Consider the following 14946-nt stretch of genomic DNA (forward strand, 5'->3'; position numbering starts at 1 on the left):
CGGCGGGGTCCGCCGCGTCCAACCTGAGCCTGATCACCAAAAACCCCGGCGCGAGCCGGGGTTTTTTGTTGTCGGCCGTCGCGCTGGCGGGGATGTCTCCCAGAGAGCCGCGCAAAAAAACGGGCCGGAGAACGCTCCAGCCCGTCGAGAAGGTTCCGGCCGATGCACAAGGGGAATGCGGGGAGGACCAGGTGGCCGGGTGCTGAGAGAACGGATGTCGGCCCCTGAGGTTCCGGCGGGCGCTCTTTTTCGGTGATCGTGATTTTTTTGCTACACGGTATGGCTGTGGACGGAAGGCGTGCGCCCGCGCACCAGCGGCCAATCTGCGATCGAATACTCAGTCTGCATAAGCGCGAAACAGTCTAGGAACCTGCGTTTGCAGGGCGCGTTGTATGTACATCCTGTCAAGCTCTCGCGACGAGGTCRGGGCAATGCTGCGGTCTGGTTTCATTCTGGGCGTGAGTGCTCCCGCCGCGCTTCTCACCATCCTCGTCCAGCCGGTCGTGCGCGAGACGGCGGATCGTTGGACACCGCCGGCTCCCACGGCGCAGATCATTCAGGCGCCGCTTCCGGGAATGCGCCCGGCGTCCCTCGTGATCAGCCCGACACGGGTCGCGGGCGTTCAGCGTACCGAGAGCCAGACCGCCCCGGTGGCCGGCGAGGCGCAAGGGTTGGACATCAAGCCGATCCTGCGACAGCCGCCGCGTCGCTTGGTGCGCGAAGGCTGCGAAACAGCGCTCAGTTCCCTGGTCGGCCCCGAGGCGCGCCGCATGACCCCCGGCCGCTGCATCTCCTGATCTCCTGTCCCTGGAGAAGATACGACAAAAGGCCCCGCCGATCCGGCGGGGCCTTTTGTCGTTCGGGACGAGCCCGACATGAAAACGGCGCCGGTCCTGGGGGACGCGGCGCCGCTACGCGACACAATTCAGCCTTCGCCTCACTCGGCGCGGCCGGTCCCCGTGGACTGGCCGCCCTTGCGACCGGCGGACGAGGCGAGTTCGCGGTCCTGGGAGAACGAGCGCTTCTCGGCCGGCACGCTGCGGCCACCCTTGCTGGCGATCTCGCGCTGCCGCTCCAGGTTCATCGAGGCAAAGCCCCGCTTCGAGGTCGAATTTCCGGACGCCATCAGTTCCTCCTCAGGCTTCGCTTCACCCCGCAACAACCTTCAGCAATAACCAAGGTTCCTGTCCCGAGACATGCTCAAGCTTCCGCCAGCTAAGCTTGGCAGCAACCTGGGCCTCGTCTGCGGCGTTGGTCGACATTGGACCGCGGTGAACGTCCGCAGCAGCATCCGGCGCACCCCCTTGAAGGCCCGCTGACTTGCCGCGGCCGGCCGGCGGGGCCGTCCAGAACGAGAGAAGGGCTTTGGCGCATGACGAACCGCAACATGGTCAAGGATGCCGCCGACGGCGCGCCGACGGTACGTCCGAACACGCCGCCGCTGCCGCCGATGCCGGCGCCGGAGGATGCCGCGACCCCGACCACGCGCGAGGACCCGATCGACTCGCCGCATCTGAATGCCAGCCTGAAGCGCGAGGCACCCGTCCCCGGCAGGGAGGGGCTCTCCACCAAGCGATGAGACGCGGCGTGGCTCAGGGAGCCGGCCTGCGCGCGAGGCGGGTCAGGGCGGCGATCAGGAGGGCGATCGCCAGGACGGTCACGAGCCCGGCCGCCGTCAGGATCCGCTGAATGAGCGGCGTGTAGATGCCGCGCGCGGCGTCGTAGCCGTAGCACAGCAGGGTGAGGCGGTCGGCCAGTCCACCGATCCGACCCTCGCCGGCCTCGGTCAGGGCGAGGCGGAGGTCGTGCCCGGTGAGTGCCAGCGGCGAGAGCACGCGGGCGACCCGGCCGTCGCCGCCGAGCAGGATAGCGGCCGCCGGGTGGGCGAAGCTGTCGGTGCCGGCATCGAAGACGGCGGTGTAGCCGAGGGCGCCCGTGAGACGTGCGAGGGCGCGGTCCGAGGCGATCAACGCCCGGGGGCCTGCCGACAGAGCCCGGTCACCGAGGGTGTCCGCAAGCATGCGACGCGCCGCCGCGGCGTCGTCGCGCGGGTCGATCCCGACGAGGACGAAGGCGTAGTCCTTCGCCGGGAGGCCGGTCGCCGCCAGCGCGTCCGCCGACATCGAGACCATCGGATCGCACACGTTTCCGCAGGTGTAATCCACCGGCAGCAGCAGGGCCGGCCGGCCGCCGAGCGCCTGCCCGAAGGTCGTGACCCCCCCCGTGCGCGCATCGGTGACGACGAGGTCCAGCGGGGCGCGGGCGCCGGGGGGCGGCGCGAGGGCGACGCGGGCGAGATCAGCCTGAACCAAGCGGGCGGCGGCGGGCTCCGAGCCCAGGACGAGACCCAGAGCCAGGAGGGCGCCGAGAGCGCATCCCCGGCCGGCGTCAGGCGCGGGGCTGGACAAGTGCCTGACGAACCGCATGGATATGTCGGCCCGTCCGGCCCCGCCGTCCTGGGCATGAGACCCGTCGCGGAGCCCCCGAATGACCCTCGACACCGAGGTTTCCTCCCTGAAGCAGGTCCCGCTGTTCCGCGAGGTGGAACCGGCGCGCCTGAAGCTGCTGGCCTTCACCAGCGAGCGGGTGCATTTCGAGCCCGGGCAGCGCTTCTTCGCCCGGGGTGATGTCGCGGATGCGGCCTACGTGATCCTGTCGGGCACCGCGGAAGTCAGCATCGATGGCACCGCCGGCCCGGTACGGCTGGCGCTGCTGGGACAGGATGCCCTCGTCGGCGAGATGGGCATCCTGGCGGAGCAGCCCCGGTCCGCCACCGTGACGGCGGAGTCCGCGGTGACCGCCCTGCGGATCGACCGCGGCGTGTTCCTGGAACTGCTGGCACAGTTTCCACAGATCAGCATCGCCCTGATGCGCGTCCTGGCGCTGCGGCTGGAGCAGACCAATCAGGCGCTGGCCGAGAGCCGGGGCTGATCACGTCGTCGCGTAGGTGATGAACTCCAGCAGCGAGCCGTCCGGATCCCTGAAATAGACGCTCAGGCCGGAACCCGCGGCACCGTGCCGCTCCACGGGGCCGAGTTCCACGGGGATGCCGGCGGCTTCGAGATGGGCGATCGCCGCCTCGATCGAGCCCGACCAGCGGAAGCAGAGGTCGCTGTTGCCGGGCTGGACCGGTTTCGCCGCCACCGGCTCTGCCACGACGCCCGGACCATGGCAGTTGAGCTGAACGCCGCCGAACCTGTAGGCGAAGCCCGAACCCCGCTCGATGATCTCGGCCCCGACCACGTCCCGATAGAAGGCGTTGGAACGCGCCCAGTCGCTGACGTGGATCACGCAATGATCGATGTGGATTGCCGGACTGAGCGGCACATCGGCCACGACGGTCGCATCCTCGGAAAGAGTTTCGGTCTCGGGCATCGTTCACCTCCGCGGAGGCCGCAATAGAGCCTCGCACCGATTCAGAATTAGGGCGCAACCGTGGCCGAGGGAGCGGGCCGCGCACGGACCGCTGCGGCGGAAAAGCTACATCGTCACCGGCGGGGAGACGGTAGGCAGGGTGGGACGACCGTATCCCGCACGACAGGACCTATGATCGCCTCGTTTCCCTCGGCCTGGAGCCGCCTGCACCGCATCGTTCTCTCGCGGATCCTGCTCGCCGTGATGGCCATCGCGCCCCTGGCCGCCTGTCAGACCCGTCCGGTCCAGCTCGCGCAGGACGACGATTCGGCCTGGTATGTCGGCACCAAGCCCGACAAGCCCTTCGACATTCCGCTCGTCGACACCCAGYGGCTCGATCCGAAATACCGGCGGCAGCAGGTCAGCTACGCCGGTCCCGAGCAGCCCGGCACCATCGTGGTCGACATCGACAAGCGCCAGCTCGTCCTGGTCCAGGCCGACGGGATGGCGATGCAGTACGGGGTCGGCGTCGGCAAGGCGGGCTTTTCATGGAAGGGCGAGGCCCGGGTCGGACGCAAGGGCGTCTGGCCCGACTGGAGCCCGACGACCACGATGGTCTCGCTCAATCCCGATCTGCCGCGGACCCGCAAGGGCGGCCTCGACAACCCCCTGGGGGCCCGCGCGCTCTATCTCTATCAGGGCAACCGCGACATCCTGTTCCGCATCCACGGCACCAACGAGCCCTGGAGCATCGGCGAGCAGCTGTCGTCGGGCTGCGTCCGGATGCTGAACGAGGATATTGCTGACCTCTTCGAGCGCGTGCCGGTCGGGACCCGCGTCCTCGTCAAGCGCAACGGCAAGTATCGGACCTGATCGGCCTCCACTTGTTGTTGAGACGGGTGGCATCGGCGCGGATGGACGATCCAGCCCTCGCCCCGGCCACGAAAAGGGTACCCACGTGAGGCTCTGCGCTTCGCGCAGGGCCACCGAGCGGACGATCAGAACGCCTCAGCCGGCGGGTGCCGCGGCCGCTTGCTTGCCATCGTCGGAAGCGGCCCCGGCGAGGCGGCCGAGCGCCGCGCGATCCAGGGCGGCCTCGCCCGTCCTTCCGTCAGGTGCCATCCCGTCGCTCGCCAGGATCGCCGCGGTGGTGAGGCCGGTGGCGGCTCGGCCGGCCGGTCGTTCCGGCCCGATGGCGACGTCGGCCCAGACGAGGAGCGCCGCGCACAGGGCCATGCCGGCCAGCAGGGTCTTGAGAAGGCTCATCGAGGCTTAACGACGACCCGTGAGCCGGTGTTCCGCTGCGCAGCTTGGCCCGCCATTCAAAACACATTCGCAACCACCGCGCGCGATGGTCGGGGCCGGGTGGTCCCGCCCGTCCGGCCGGCAAAACCGCCACATTGGCGGCGCACCGTGGCGCCCTCGACGGACCGCCTATCAGACGCCCCGCCCACGCTCGGACACCCCGTAATGATCAGATCGATGCTCGCCGTGCTTCTCCTCTGCGGCCCTGCCGCGGCGGCCGGGACGATCAGCGGGCCGGCGACCGTGATCGATGGCGACACGATCGAGGTGCAGGACACGCGCATCCACCTCTACGGCATCGACGCCCCCGAGTCGGCGCAGCGCTGCGAGACCGACAAGGGTCTGGAATATCGCTGCGGCCGCAAGGCCGCACGGGCGCTGCGCGCGCGGATCGGTGGTGGCCTCGTCACCTGCGAGCGTCAGGAGGGCGCCGTCGCCGGCCGCGTCTCCGGAACCTGCCACGTGAACGGCGAGGATCTCTCCGCCTGGATGGTCGGTGAGGGGTTGGCGCTGGCCAGCCGCCAAGCGACGCCGGCCTACACCCGCCAGGAAGGCCATGCCTGGGCGACCCGCCGCGGCATCTGGGCCGGCACCTTCGAGAAGCCGGCCGACTGGCGCCAGGACCGCAGCCGGGTCGAGGCCTCGGCCGGAACGAGCGCGGCCGATTGATCGCGGCAGCGGCGGCTCAAGCCGCCGCGTCCTGACCCTCGGTGAAGTCCCGCCACAGCAGGACCAGGGCGGCCATCACCGCCGGCCCGACGAACAGGCCGAGCAGCCCGAACGTCTCGACCCCGCCGAGGATGCCGAGAAGCACCCACAGGAAGGGCAGCTTCGTCGTGCCGCCGATCAGCGCCGGCCGGATGAAGTGGTCGGCCACGAAGGTCACGACCAGGCCCGCGGCCGCCACCACCAGCGCTGCCTTCGCCGAGCCGGCCGCAACCAGGAGGAGCGCCGCGATGGCGATGGCCACGGCCGCCCCGAACGGGATCATGGCCGCCACGGCCGTGAACGCGCCGAGCAGCACGGGATGGGGTACCCCCGCGAAGTAGTAGACGACCCCGAGTATGAAGCCCTCGCCGAGGCCGACCAGCACGAGCCCGTCGACGGTGCCGTGCACGGAGGCGACCATCTGACGGGCGACGCGCTCGCCGCGCGGGCCGAACAGGCGGTGGCAGGCGGTGAGCGACTCGTCCCGCACCGTTCGCCAGTCGCGGAAGAGGAAGAACAGGGCCACCAGGCTGAAGCCGAACAGCACGATCCGGTGCACCACCTCGCGTCCGACGTTGCGCGAGGCGCCGAGGACCGAGTTGTTCTCGAACCGGTGCAGCAGGTCGGTGCCCGCCTGCGCGTGGCCGAGATTGTCGTTCCACCACGCGGTGGCCTGCGCGGCGCCGTAGGGCAGGTGCTGTAGGAAGTCGGGCGCCGGGATGCCGCTCGCCTCGGCGTTGCGGACGAACTCGGCCACGTCGTGGGCCTCGCGGGCGGCCTGGATGCCGAGGATCGCCAGCGGCGCCAGGAAGATCAGCGCCACGGCCGTCGTCATGAGCGTGGGCAGGAGGATGTTGTGCTTGCCCGGCGGGAAGCGATGCTCGAGCCGGGCGTAGAGCGGCCACAGGGCGATGGCGAGCACGACCGCCCAGGCCAGCGCCGGCAGGAAGCCGTGCAGGATCCAGAGGCCCAGGGCGGACAGCGTCAGGACCATGAGGACGCGGGCTGCCCCCTGCGAGCGCGCCCGCTCCTGTGGCGGCTGGGGCGGCGTCTCGATTCGCGCTGGTGCGGCGGCGGGCTTGGTGATCGGTGGCATCCGTCTGGTCTCCTGAGGACGCGCGGTCCTCTCGCCGTCAAGCTGGGGCCGGCGCATCGGCGGGGTACGCGCATCCGCACACACGATCGCGCGCGTGTGGACAGGCGCTGAAACGCCGGGGGACGGCCGCGGTTGCCGCCTCTAACCCCCTCGTGTAGAGGTCGCCGCCATTCGATGGGGCCGCGTACCAGGGCCTCTGTAGGCCTAGGGTGGCCGCGCGGGGCGTCTGCGCCGGGCCGCCCGGCGGCGAGGGGGCTCCCGCACCACCGACCCGGAATTCGAACAGCCCGCGAGAAGACATGTCCGACGAGCCCGCCCACGGCAGCGCCACCTTCGAGCGCGTGGCCGACATCATAGCCGAGACCGCCGACATCCCGCGGGACAAGATCACCCCCGAGAGCCACGCCATCGACGACCTCGGCATCGACAGTCTCGCCTTCCTCGATATCGCCTTCGCGGTGGACAAGGCCTTCGGGATCAAGCTGCCCCTCGAGCGCTGGACCCAGGAGGTCAACGAGGGCAAGGTGCCGGCCGAGGAGTATTTCGTCCTCAAGAACCTCTGCGCGCGCATCGACGGCCTCGTGGCCGAGAAGGCCGCCAAGGTCTGAACCAAGGCCGATCCGACTCGTCATGCGCCTCGAATATTTCGAGATGATCGACTCCGTGCGGCTCCTCGACCGGGCCGCCGGCCGAATCGAGGCGCTCGCCCGGGTGCCGATGGCCAGCCCGGTCTTCGAGGGTCACTTTCCCGGCCATCCCCTGGTGCCGGGGGTCCTTCTCACGGAGACGATGGCGCAGGCCTCCGGCTATCTCGTGCTGGCCCATCTCGATTTCACCCGGATGCCGTTCCTTACCGGAGTCGACAAGGCCCGCTTCCGATCCTTCGTGGGACCCGGAGCCGACCTTCTGGTCACGGCGAACCTGGAGCACGACGGCTCGGGCTATGCGGTGACGAGGGCTGCGATCAGCCACGCCGGCAAGGCGCTGTGCGACGCGGAGCTGCGCTTCCGCACCATGCCGTTCCCGGATGGCCTCGACACGCCGATGCGCGAGCGGGCGCGGACGATCGGCCTCTTTCCCGATCCGGCCCAGCCCGAACGCGAGCCCTGAATCGCCATGAGCCGCCCCGTCGTCGTCACCGGCCTCGGCCTCGTCTCCTGTGCGGGCGAGGGCGTCGAGGCGCACTTGGCCGCTCTCGACGGGGGGGCCGCGCCGCGCACGGACAGCGCGACCTTTGCGCCCTACCCGGTTCATCCCGCACCGGCGATCACTTGGGACGGCCAGATCCCCAAGCGCAGCGACCAGCGTCAGATGGAGGCGTGGCAGCGGCTCGGCGTCTATGCCGCCGGCCTCGCCCTCGATGCCGCGGGCGTGAAGGACGATGCCCCTTTCAAGCAAGTGCTGCACCTCGTGGTGGCGGCGGGCGGCGGCGAGCGTGACTATGCGGCGGACGGGGCGATCCTGACCGGCCTGCGCGACGCCGCCGATCCGGGTGCCTACCTGAACGAACGCCTGCAGAACGACCTCCGCCCGACGCTGTTCCTGGCTCAGCTCTCGAACCTGCTCGCCGGCAACATCGCCATCGTCCATGGGGTGACGGGCGCATCGCGCACCTTCATGGGCGAGGAATCCGCCGGGGTCGACGCCCTGCGGATCGCCCAGGCACGGATCGCGTCGGGCCAGATCGACGCGGTCTTGGTCGGCGGCTCCTACAGCGCCGAGCGGCCGGACGTGCTGGTGATCCACGAAATGGGCGGCTACCTCGTCCGCGACGCCTACCGGCCGGTCTTCGCGCGCGGCGATGCCGGGGGCTTCATCCTCGGTAGCTGCGCGGCCTTCCTGATGCTCGAATCCGACGCCCATGCCGCCGCCCGCGGCGCCCGCGCGCTCGCCCGGCTGGAGCCGGTGGCCAGCGATCGGACCCGGCGCGCGCCCGGCAGCGTCGCGGGCAGCCTCGAGACGCTCTGGCGGCAGGCCGGCCTCTCGGCCCCCGATCATGTCCTCTCCGGCGCCACCGGGGTCGCGCCGGTCACCGCGGACGAGCGCGCTGCGCTGGCGCGACTTGCGCCGGAGGCGCGCCTGCGCGCCCTCGGGGACGTGATCGGGCACGGGCTCGAAGTGGCGGCCCCGTTCGGCGCGGCGCTCGCCGCGGCCCTGCTCGCCAGCGGCGGTGCCCGCGAGGTCGCCGTGACATCCGTCGGCCACCGGCGGGGCGAGGGCGTTCTGCGCCTCGTTCCGGCGTGAGCGGTTTTGTTCGTCGCGGGGGCGCCGGTTGCGGCAAATCGTGCGCCCGGACCGCAGATCTCGTGCGCCGGCGCTCGGTTGTACGGGGCTATCCCGCTGTTCAAGCAGCCGTTCTGACGCTGCCGAGCGGGAATGTCCGGACAGAGTTTCCCGGATCGCAGGCCCGGTTGCCGACAGAAATATTTCCCTGCGCTTGCCAAAAAACCGCGCCCGGTTTATTTCAACCGCATCGGCACGTGTCCGGATATCTTGGACCGTTACGCCTTCGCAGGGCGGTTCTGACTTTCCTATCGCTATCGGTCGATACCGGCACCCTCTCGCATGGGTGGGTGCCCTCTCTCACTATGCCTGCGAAGATCAAGGACTTCCATGAGCACCGGAACCGTCAAGTGGTTCAACGAGACCAAGGGCTACGGCTTCATCCAGCCGGATGACGGCGGCAAGGACGTGTTCGTCCACATCTCGGCCGTCGAGCGCGCCGGCCTGCGCAGCTTGAACGAGGGCCAGAAGGTCTCCTACGAGCTGGAAACCGATCGTCGCAGCGGCAAGCAGTCCGCCGGTCAGCTCCAGACGGCCTGATCGCCGTCCGAAGCGTGTTCCGCGAAGCCGCTCCCCTCGGAGCGGCTTCTTCGTATCCACCCTCCCATCTCTGCCTTCCCTCTCTGGGCGACGGCCTCCGCCGCGCCCGATCCAGGAGTGTCTGTGAGCTTTCTGAACAAGCAAGGTGTCGTCGATCGCCTCGAGACCGCCGCCAAGGCGCGCTCCGAGATGCTGGCCCGGTTCCGAGCCCGCCCGTCCGCTGACGACCCGGCCGTCCTGGCCCGCCAATCCGCCCGCCGCGCCGTGGTGGATGCCCGTGAGGCCCGTGCCGCCGAACGCGCCGCCCAGCGCCAGGCCGAGATCGAGCGCGCCGCCGCGATGGCCGAGGCCGAGCGGCTCGCCGAGATCGAGCGCAAGCACGCCGAGCAGCTGGCGGCCCAGGAGCGCGCCAAGGCGCTGCAGGCCGAGCAGAAGGCCCAGCGCGACGCGCGCTACATCGCCCGCAAGGCGAAGGCCCAGAAGCGGCGCTGAGCCGCGGCTGCATCGAATCCCGTTCCGCGAGGCCGACATGTCACACAAGTTCAAGATCGGCCAACGCGTCTGCCGACCCCGGCTCGGCCTCCCCGGCGACAAGGGGGAGAGCGAGATCTTCGAGATCCTGCGGCTCATGCCGGAGGACCAGACCGGGGAGCCGAGCTACCGGATCCGGACGCAGACCGGCGAGCGGGCGATCCGCGAGAGCGACCTCGTCGAGGCGCCCCAGCCCTGATCCGGACCGCTTCACAGCGTCCGGAACATCACCAGTGCATCGACCGTGCCGAGCTTCGGGTGCCGGAAGGCGTCCGGGAGCCGCCCGACGACGGCGAAGCCGAAGCTCTCCCAGAGCCGCACGGCGCGGACGTTCGTGCTCACCACGAAGTTGAACTGCATCGCCGAGAAGCCCCGCGCCCGAGCCCAGTCGAGGGCGTGCGTGCACATGGCCCGGGCGACCCCGCGGCCCGAGGCGGCCGTGTCGGTCATGAAGCCGCAATTGGCGACGTGGGCGCCCCCGCCCGCCTGATTGGCCCGTAGGTAATAGGTGCCGCGCACCGTCCCCTCCGCTTCGGCCACGAAGGTCTCGCGGTCCGCGCCGGTCCAGTAGGCCAGGGCTTCGCCCTGGCTCAGGTCGGGGTCGAGGGCGTAGGTCTCGCCGGCCCGAATGGTCGGCATGATGATGCGGAGGATCGCCGCATGGTCGGTCGCGTCGGCGGCCCGGATCGTCAGGCTCAACCGAATTGCTCCCGCAGGATGCGCTCGTCGAGACTGTGGCCGGGATCGTGCAGCAGCACGAGTTCGGTGGCGCGGTCGAGGGACGTCTCCACGGTGCAGACCCGACGAAACTCGGTGTGGTCGGCGACGGCCGCCACCGGTCGGTGCGGTGCGTCGAGCACGTCGATGCGGATCCGAGCGTAGTCGGGCAGGAGCGCACCGCGCCAGCGCCGCGGACGGAAGGCCGAGATCGGCGTCAGCGCCAGCAGCTTCGCGTCGAGGGGCAGGATCGGACCGCCCACCGACAGATTGTAGGCGGTGGAGCCCGCCGCGGTGGCGACCAGCACGCCATCGGCGATCAGCAGGTCGAGCCGGACGTTGCCGTCGACGGCGATCTTCAGCTTGGCGGTCTGGTGCGTCTGGCGCAGCAGGTAGACCTCGTTGATCGCCCGCGCCCGGTGGGAGCGGCCCTCGGTGTCGAGCACGTCCATCACCAGCGGATGGATGACGCTGCGCTGGGCCGCCTCAAGATGCTCCAGGAGGTCATCGTCGCGGAACTCGTTCATCAGGAAGCCGACCGTCCCGCGGTTCATCCCGTAGATCGGCTTCGGATTGTCCATGAAGCGGTGCAGCACCTGCAGCATCAGGCCGTCGCCGCCGAGCGCCACCACCACGTCCGCCTCCTCGGGCGGGACGTGGTCGTAGCGCCGCATCAGCGCGGCGGCGGCCTCGCGGGCATAGCCGGTCGGGCTCGCCACGAAGGCGATCTTGTTGAAGCGTTGCATCGATCAGGTGCAGCCACGCGGGCGCGTCGGGGTCCGGTCTGGGTTCACGTCACGGCTCCAATCTGCTGAGCGAACCGCCCGGTTGACGTCCCAGGCCGGCATGCGCCTCACTTCCGCGGGCACACGCGCAACCGGAGGCATAGCATGGAGCGTCCGCTCCTCGTCTACACCACCTTTCCCGACCTCGCGTCGGCGCTCAACATCGGCGAGGCCCTGGTCCGCGAGCGTCTCATCGCCTGCATCAACGTGCTTCCGGGCATGCAGTCCGTCTACAGCTGGAACGGCGCGGTGGAGCGCGGCACGGAGGTCGCCGCCCTCCTCAAGAGCCGCGAGGGCTTGGCGGATGCGCTGGCAGCGGCCCTTAAGGCGCGCCATCCCTACGACACGCCGATCATCCTGCACCTGCCGGTCGCCGGCGCGGATGCCGACACGGCGGCCTGGATCCAGGCGGAGACGCAACCCGGCGGAACGGCGGGGAGCCCGCCTCACACCGCCTGATCGACGAGGCCGAACGCCGGTCCGCGATCCGAGCCGGGCGGCGCACCGCGACCGTCCAACCGACCCTGTCAGGTTGCCGCCATCGAGGTTCGGACCCGCACCAGACACCTTGCGACAGGTCCGGCATCCTCGGTCTGAATGGCGTCACGCGTTCCTTCTCCCGCATGCGCCCAAGGATACGCGCCGAGCACGACGCCGGATGCACCGCCTTCGACGTGGCCGGGGACAGCGCTAAACCCCTGTGGATAGGATCGCTTCACCGGCGGCACTGGCTGATCCGGCAAGCCTTGTGAAAATCGATCCGCTTCAATGCCTATCGATTTAGCAAAATCACGAAGTTTATTCCGAGATTGGAATATTTATCTCCGTTGATCCAAGATACGCGAATGCATAGGTTTGATTTTTGCGGCCGAGCGCAGCTAAAATATTGCGAATGACTCGTTGAATCATTCAAGTAGGGGTGCTGGCGTCATGGGTCTGTCCAGACGTGCGGGTTGTGTGGCCTTGGTCCTGTTGGCTTCGGGTGTGCGCGAGCCGAGTGCCCTGGCGGCCGGCAGGCCGGCGAGAGAGCCACTGATGACCATCGAGCCGGCGCCCGCCGGTCCTGCAGGTCTCGCCGCGACCGATCCACCTGTCCTGCGGTACGGTGCTTTGTACGCCGACGATACGGGGCACAGTCATGTCCAATATTGTGACCTCAAGAATTTTGTCTTTAAGAGCTACGCGCCCCCCGCCGCGCCGCAATACGTCGGCTTTCCCCCGGGCGCGGTGAAATCGATCAAGTACGCGGTGCTTCCTGTCGGTTATGTCGGCACGTGGCACACGGCTCCGGGACCGCAATGGGTGATCACTCTGTCGGGCCGTTGGTCGGTGGAGGCGACGGACGGCTCGGTGTTGGAGCAAGGCCCGGGCGAGGTGGAGTTCAACGCCGACATCGGTTCAACGCCCCAGGGTCCGGATGGCCATGTCGGGCACCTGACCCGGCAGGTCGGCGACGTGCCGAACGTGCAACTGATCGTCTCGCTGAAGGAGCGCACGGGGAAGGCACGCTCGACCGATCCGTGTCAGCCAACCCCACAGTGATCGGTAGGCCGGGCTGACGAGAGGCCAGCGGAGGCTGGACACCGACCCCGCCCCGCCTCGGCCAGTCAGGCCCCGCTCACCGGGTAGCTGCGGCCCTTCCAGGTGGCGGCGCCGGCCCGCTCGCGGCGCAGGAGCACGTTCCACTGGATCGCCAGGGCGACCGCGACCGCGACCGGGTGGAGCGGGATCGTCGCCCACGGCGCTCGGACGGCCACGGTGATGGCGGTCCGGGTCGCCAGCGACAGGCCGAAGGCCACGATGGCCAGGATCAGTGCGGCCGTCGGCATCAGGCCGAGCAGCCCAGCCAGGACGAGGAGGGGCGGCAGGCACTGGCCGCACCCGAGCAGGACGGTCCAGACGGGGAGGGCGCGGGGCGTGGCCATGCCCTCGTGGGCGTTCTTGGAGAAGCCGGCCCAGGCCTGTGCGAAGCCGTCATACATCCGGCAGGTCGCCAGTGCCGCGGCCGCCACGAGATCCGTCCGGTAGCCCGCGGCACGGAACAGCCGCGACAGGCGCACGCCGTCGTGCAGGCAGGCGCGGATCGCGCCGTGGCCGCCGGTGGCGGTGTAGGCCGCCCGCTCGACCAGGATCAGTTGTCCGCAGGCGGCGCCGAGCGACGGATCGGGCAGGCGGCGCATGAGCGGCACCGGCAGGTAGCCCACCAGCAGGAAGTCGATCATCGGCACTGTCAGCATCTCGCCGAGCGTGTCCGTGCGCTGGCGGGGCACCCCGCTGACGAGGGCCGCGCCGGTGCGACGGGCCTCGGTCGCCAGAGCGGCGGCGGCCCCGGCCTCCAGGCGTACGTCGGCGTCGATGAACAGCAGGCGTTCGCCGCGCGCTTGGCCGACCATGTGGCTGCAGGCGTGGTTTTTGCCCGTCCAGCCGTCGGGCAGGGGCGGGACCGGAACGAGGCGGAGACGCGGGTCGCCGATGGCGCGCACGATCTCGGGTGTCGCGTCCGTGGAATGGTCGTCGCCGACGATCACCTCCACCGGGACCCCCGTACTGGCGAGGGCCGCGCGGACGGTGGCGTCGATGTTGCCGGCTTCATTGCGCGCCGGGATCAGGATCGAGACGAGCCCGGTCTCCGACCCGGGCTTCGGCCGGCGCAGGACCGCGAGGTTCACCGCCGCCAGCCCGGCCGGCAGGAGGGCGGCGAGCAGGCAGAGCAGGGCCAGGCCGGTGAGGAAGGAGTCGGTCATGGCCCGCGCCGCGGTGCTGTCGCGCCAGGACCCGGGATCGCACGGCGCGGGGCGAGAGCGGAGGGTTTCATCCGGTGCGATCCTGCCTGCCCGTCGCGCGGTGTGCCGGATCGAAGCGCCGTCCGGAGAGCCTGGCCGCGAACCGCCGCCACAGATCGTAGAAGCCGCCGACGCCCTTCCGACCGGAGACGAGGGCGCGGAAGCGCCCGGGCTCCCGGCTGATGACGTCGGCGCTGAGACGGTCGAGGATCGCGATGAGATCGGATTCCAGCCGGGCCAGTCGCCTGTCGCGCGGGAGCGCCGCGAGTTCGGATCCGCCGATCGCCGGCCCGAAAGCCGCGAAGGCCACGGCGCCCCGCTCGTCCCAGAACGCGTACTCCACGGCGAGCGGGACGAAGAGGGCATCGGGGGCGATCTCGGCGAGCCGCGCCACGCCGGGCCTGAGGGCCAGCGGCCGTGCGCGGGCATCGGCGAAGCGGCCCTGCGCGGTGATCCAGAGCATGCCGTCGGGCGCCCCCAGGATCGTCCGGGCGGCCGCCAGGAACTGCGCAGCCCCCCGGGGGCTGTCGAGATCGACGCCGAAGGCGCCGATCCGCTCGAAGATCCGGTAGCGGGCCAGCATCGCGGCGTCGAAGGGCGCGCGGCTTATGCGGTCCGGATAGAGGCGGCCCGCCAGCACGATGATCAGGGCGGCGTCCCACCAGGCCGGATGGTTGCAGTAGACCACGATCGGGCCGGGATGGCTCGCGGCAGGCGGCGTGCTCCAGAGCGGCAGGCGGAGTGCGTCGAGATGGCGGTGCAGGTAGCGCTCGAACCAGGCCACCATGAACCGGCGGATCCGGGGCGAGACATGGGGCAGGGGCGCGCCGCGTGTGCCTCGCCC

The 14946-nt window shown here is 70.2% G+C and carries 23 protein-coding genes; 14 read left to right on the forward strand and 9 right to left on the reverse strand.

Annotated features, from left to right (window positions below):
* On the forward strand, positions 1 to 206 hold a 206-nt coding region (locus tag AC1DXK_RS17525; RefSeq protein ID WP_477298490.1), incomplete at its 5' end, for a hypothetical protein.
* 225 nt (positions 207 to 431) lie between these two features.
* Positions 432 to 797, forward strand: coding sequence for a hypothetical protein (locus tag AC1DXK_RS17530; RefSeq protein ID WP_477298492.1), 366 nt, complete (start codon positions 432 to 434; stop codon positions 795 to 797).
* Between the two features lie 140 nt (positions 798 to 937).
* Here AC1DXK_RS17530 and AC1DXK_RS17535 read toward each other — a convergent pair whose 3' ends face one another.
* Entirely contained in the window at positions 938 to 1126 is a 189-nt protein-coding gene (locus AC1DXK_RS17535) for a con-10 family general stress protein (protein ID WP_043349455.1), read from the reverse strand.
* Positions 1127 to 1372: 246 nt separating this feature from the next.
* Between AC1DXK_RS17535 and AC1DXK_RS17540 the strand changes: the two genes are divergently transcribed.
* Positions 1373 to 1579, forward strand: a complete 207-nt coding sequence (locus AC1DXK_RS17540; RefSeq protein WP_457107035.1) for a hypothetical protein — start codon at positions 1373 to 1375, stop codon at positions 1577 to 1579.
* 13 nt (positions 1580 to 1592) lie between these two features.
* On the opposite strand, the gene AC1DXK_RS17545 is transcribed toward AC1DXK_RS17540, so the two are convergent.
* Entirely contained in the window at positions 1593 to 2426 is an 834-nt protein-coding gene (locus tag AC1DXK_RS17545; protein ID WP_457107036.1) for a thioredoxin domain-containing protein, read from the reverse strand.
* Between the two features lie 61 nt (positions 2427 to 2487).
* Here AC1DXK_RS17545 and AC1DXK_RS17550 point away from each other — a divergent pair, with 61 nt between their 5' ends.
* Entirely contained in the window at positions 2488 to 2931 is a 444-nt protein-coding gene (locus AC1DXK_RS17550; RefSeq protein WP_457107037.1) for a cyclic nucleotide-binding domain-containing protein, read from the forward strand.
* Here the strand turns inward: AC1DXK_RS17550 and AC1DXK_RS17555 are convergent, their stop codons facing one another.
* On the reverse strand, positions 2932 to 3375 hold the full coding sequence (locus AC1DXK_RS17555) for a VOC family protein (protein ID WP_457107038.1): 444 nt from the start codon (positions 3373 to 3375) through the stop codon (positions 2932 to 2934).
* Between the two features lie 171 nt (positions 3376 to 3546).
* Here AC1DXK_RS17555 and AC1DXK_RS17560 point away from each other — a divergent pair, with 171 nt between their 5' ends.
* Complete coding sequence (locus AC1DXK_RS17560) at positions 3547 to 4227, forward strand: L,D-transpeptidase (RefSeq protein WP_477298496.1); 681 nt, start codon at positions 3547 to 3549, stop codon at positions 4225 to 4227.
* A gap of 135 nt (positions 4228 to 4362) precedes the next feature.
* Here AC1DXK_RS17560 and AC1DXK_RS17565 read toward each other — a convergent pair whose 3' ends face one another.
* On the reverse strand, positions 4363 to 4620 hold the full coding sequence (locus AC1DXK_RS17565; RefSeq protein WP_457107040.1) for a hypothetical protein: 258 nt from the start codon (positions 4618 to 4620) through the stop codon (positions 4363 to 4365).
* A 204-nt stretch (positions 4621 to 4824) separates the two neighbouring features.
* Between AC1DXK_RS17565 and AC1DXK_RS17570 the strand changes: the two genes are divergently transcribed.
* Positions 4825 to 5328, forward strand: a complete 504-nt coding sequence (locus tag AC1DXK_RS17570) for a thermonuclease family protein (protein ID WP_457107041.1) — start codon at positions 4825 to 4827, stop codon at positions 5326 to 5328.
* Between the two features lie 16 nt (positions 5329 to 5344).
* Here AC1DXK_RS17570 and AC1DXK_RS17575 read toward each other — a convergent pair whose 3' ends face one another.
* Positions 5345 to 6463: an AI-2E family transporter gene (locus AC1DXK_RS17575; RefSeq protein WP_457107042.1), complete on the reverse strand. Its 1119-nt coding sequence runs from the start codon at positions 6461 to 6463 to the stop codon at positions 5345 to 5347.
* Between the two features lie 299 nt (positions 6464 to 6762).
* Between AC1DXK_RS17575 and AC1DXK_RS17580 the strand changes: the two genes are divergently transcribed.
* From AC1DXK_RS17580 to AC1DXK_RS17605, 6 genes are all read left to right on the forward strand, one after another.
* Positions 6763 to 7071, forward strand: coding sequence for an acyl carrier protein (locus AC1DXK_RS17580; protein ID WP_010683687.1), 309 nt, complete (start codon positions 6763 to 6765; stop codon positions 7069 to 7071).
* Positions 7072 to 7093: 22 nt separating this feature from the next.
* Positions 7094 to 7573 carry a 3-hydroxyacyl-ACP dehydratase FabZ family protein gene (locus AC1DXK_RS17585; protein ID WP_457107043.1) on the forward strand — a complete coding sequence of 160 codons (480 nt, stop codon included), beginning with the start codon at positions 7094 to 7096 and terminating at the stop codon, positions 7571 to 7573.
* A gap of 6 nt (positions 7574 to 7579) precedes the next feature.
* Positions 7580 to 8707, forward strand: coding sequence for a beta-ketoacyl-ACP synthase (locus AC1DXK_RS17590; RefSeq protein ID WP_457107044.1), 1128 nt, complete (start codon positions 7580 to 7582; stop codon positions 8705 to 8707).
* Positions 8708 to 9076: 369 nt separating this feature from the next.
* A complete protein-coding gene (locus tag AC1DXK_RS17595) occupies positions 9077 to 9286 on the forward strand; it encodes a cold-shock protein (RefSeq protein WP_010683690.1) in 210 nt (69 codons plus the stop codon).
* A gap of 123 nt (positions 9287 to 9409) precedes the next feature.
* Positions 9410 to 9778, forward strand: a complete 369-nt coding sequence (locus tag AC1DXK_RS17600; protein WP_457107045.1) for a DUF6481 family protein — start codon at positions 9410 to 9412, stop codon at positions 9776 to 9778.
* A gap of 37 nt (positions 9779 to 9815) precedes the next feature.
* On the forward strand, positions 9816 to 10016 hold the full coding sequence (locus AC1DXK_RS17605) for a hypothetical protein (RefSeq protein ID WP_457107046.1): 201 nt from the start codon (positions 9816 to 9818) through the stop codon (positions 10014 to 10016).
* Positions 10017 to 10027: 11 nt separating this feature from the next.
* Here the strand turns inward: AC1DXK_RS17605 and AC1DXK_RS17610 are convergent, their stop codons facing one another.
* Together AC1DXK_RS17610 and AC1DXK_RS17615 are read right to left on the reverse strand one after the other, a co-directional pair.
* Positions 10028 to 10510 (reverse strand): GNAT family N-acetyltransferase, encoded by a 483-nt coding sequence (locus AC1DXK_RS17610; RefSeq protein ID WP_457107065.1) that lies wholly within the window; start codon positions 10508 to 10510, stop codon positions 10028 to 10030.
* A 2-nt stretch (positions 10511 to 10512) separates the two neighbouring features.
* The gene (locus tag AC1DXK_RS17615; protein WP_457107047.1) at positions 10513 to 11280 is read right to left on the reverse strand and encodes an NAD kinase; all 768 of its coding nucleotides are present in this window, start codon (positions 11278 to 11280) and stop codon (positions 10513 to 10515) included.
* A 144-nt stretch (positions 11281 to 11424) separates the two neighbouring features.
* Here AC1DXK_RS17615 and cutA point away from each other — a divergent pair, with 144 nt between their 5' ends.
* Entirely contained in the window at positions 11425 to 11778 is a 354-nt protein-coding gene (gene cutA / locus AC1DXK_RS17620) for a divalent-cation tolerance protein CutA (RefSeq protein WP_457107048.1), read from the forward strand.
* A 576-nt stretch (positions 11779 to 12354) separates the two neighbouring features.
* Positions 12355 to 12861 (forward strand): cupin domain-containing protein, encoded by a 507-nt coding sequence (locus AC1DXK_RS17625; protein ID WP_457107049.1) that lies wholly within the window; start codon positions 12355 to 12357, stop codon positions 12859 to 12861.
* Positions 12862 to 12926: 65 nt separating this feature from the next.
* On the opposite strand, the gene AC1DXK_RS17630 is transcribed toward AC1DXK_RS17625, so the two are convergent.
* Complete coding sequence (locus tag AC1DXK_RS17630) at positions 12927 to 14063, reverse strand: glycosyltransferase family 2 protein (protein WP_457107050.1); 1137 nt, start codon at positions 14061 to 14063, stop codon at positions 12927 to 12929.
* A gap of 67 nt (positions 14064 to 14130) precedes the next feature.
* Positions 14131 to 14889, reverse strand: a complete 759-nt coding sequence (locus AC1DXK_RS17635) for a lysophospholipid acyltransferase family protein (RefSeq protein WP_477298502.1) — start codon at positions 14887 to 14889, stop codon at positions 14131 to 14133.
* Positions 14890 to 14946 lie beyond the last annotated feature (57 nt).

The organism is Methylobacterium sp. P3_A11, from assembly GCF_056403155.1.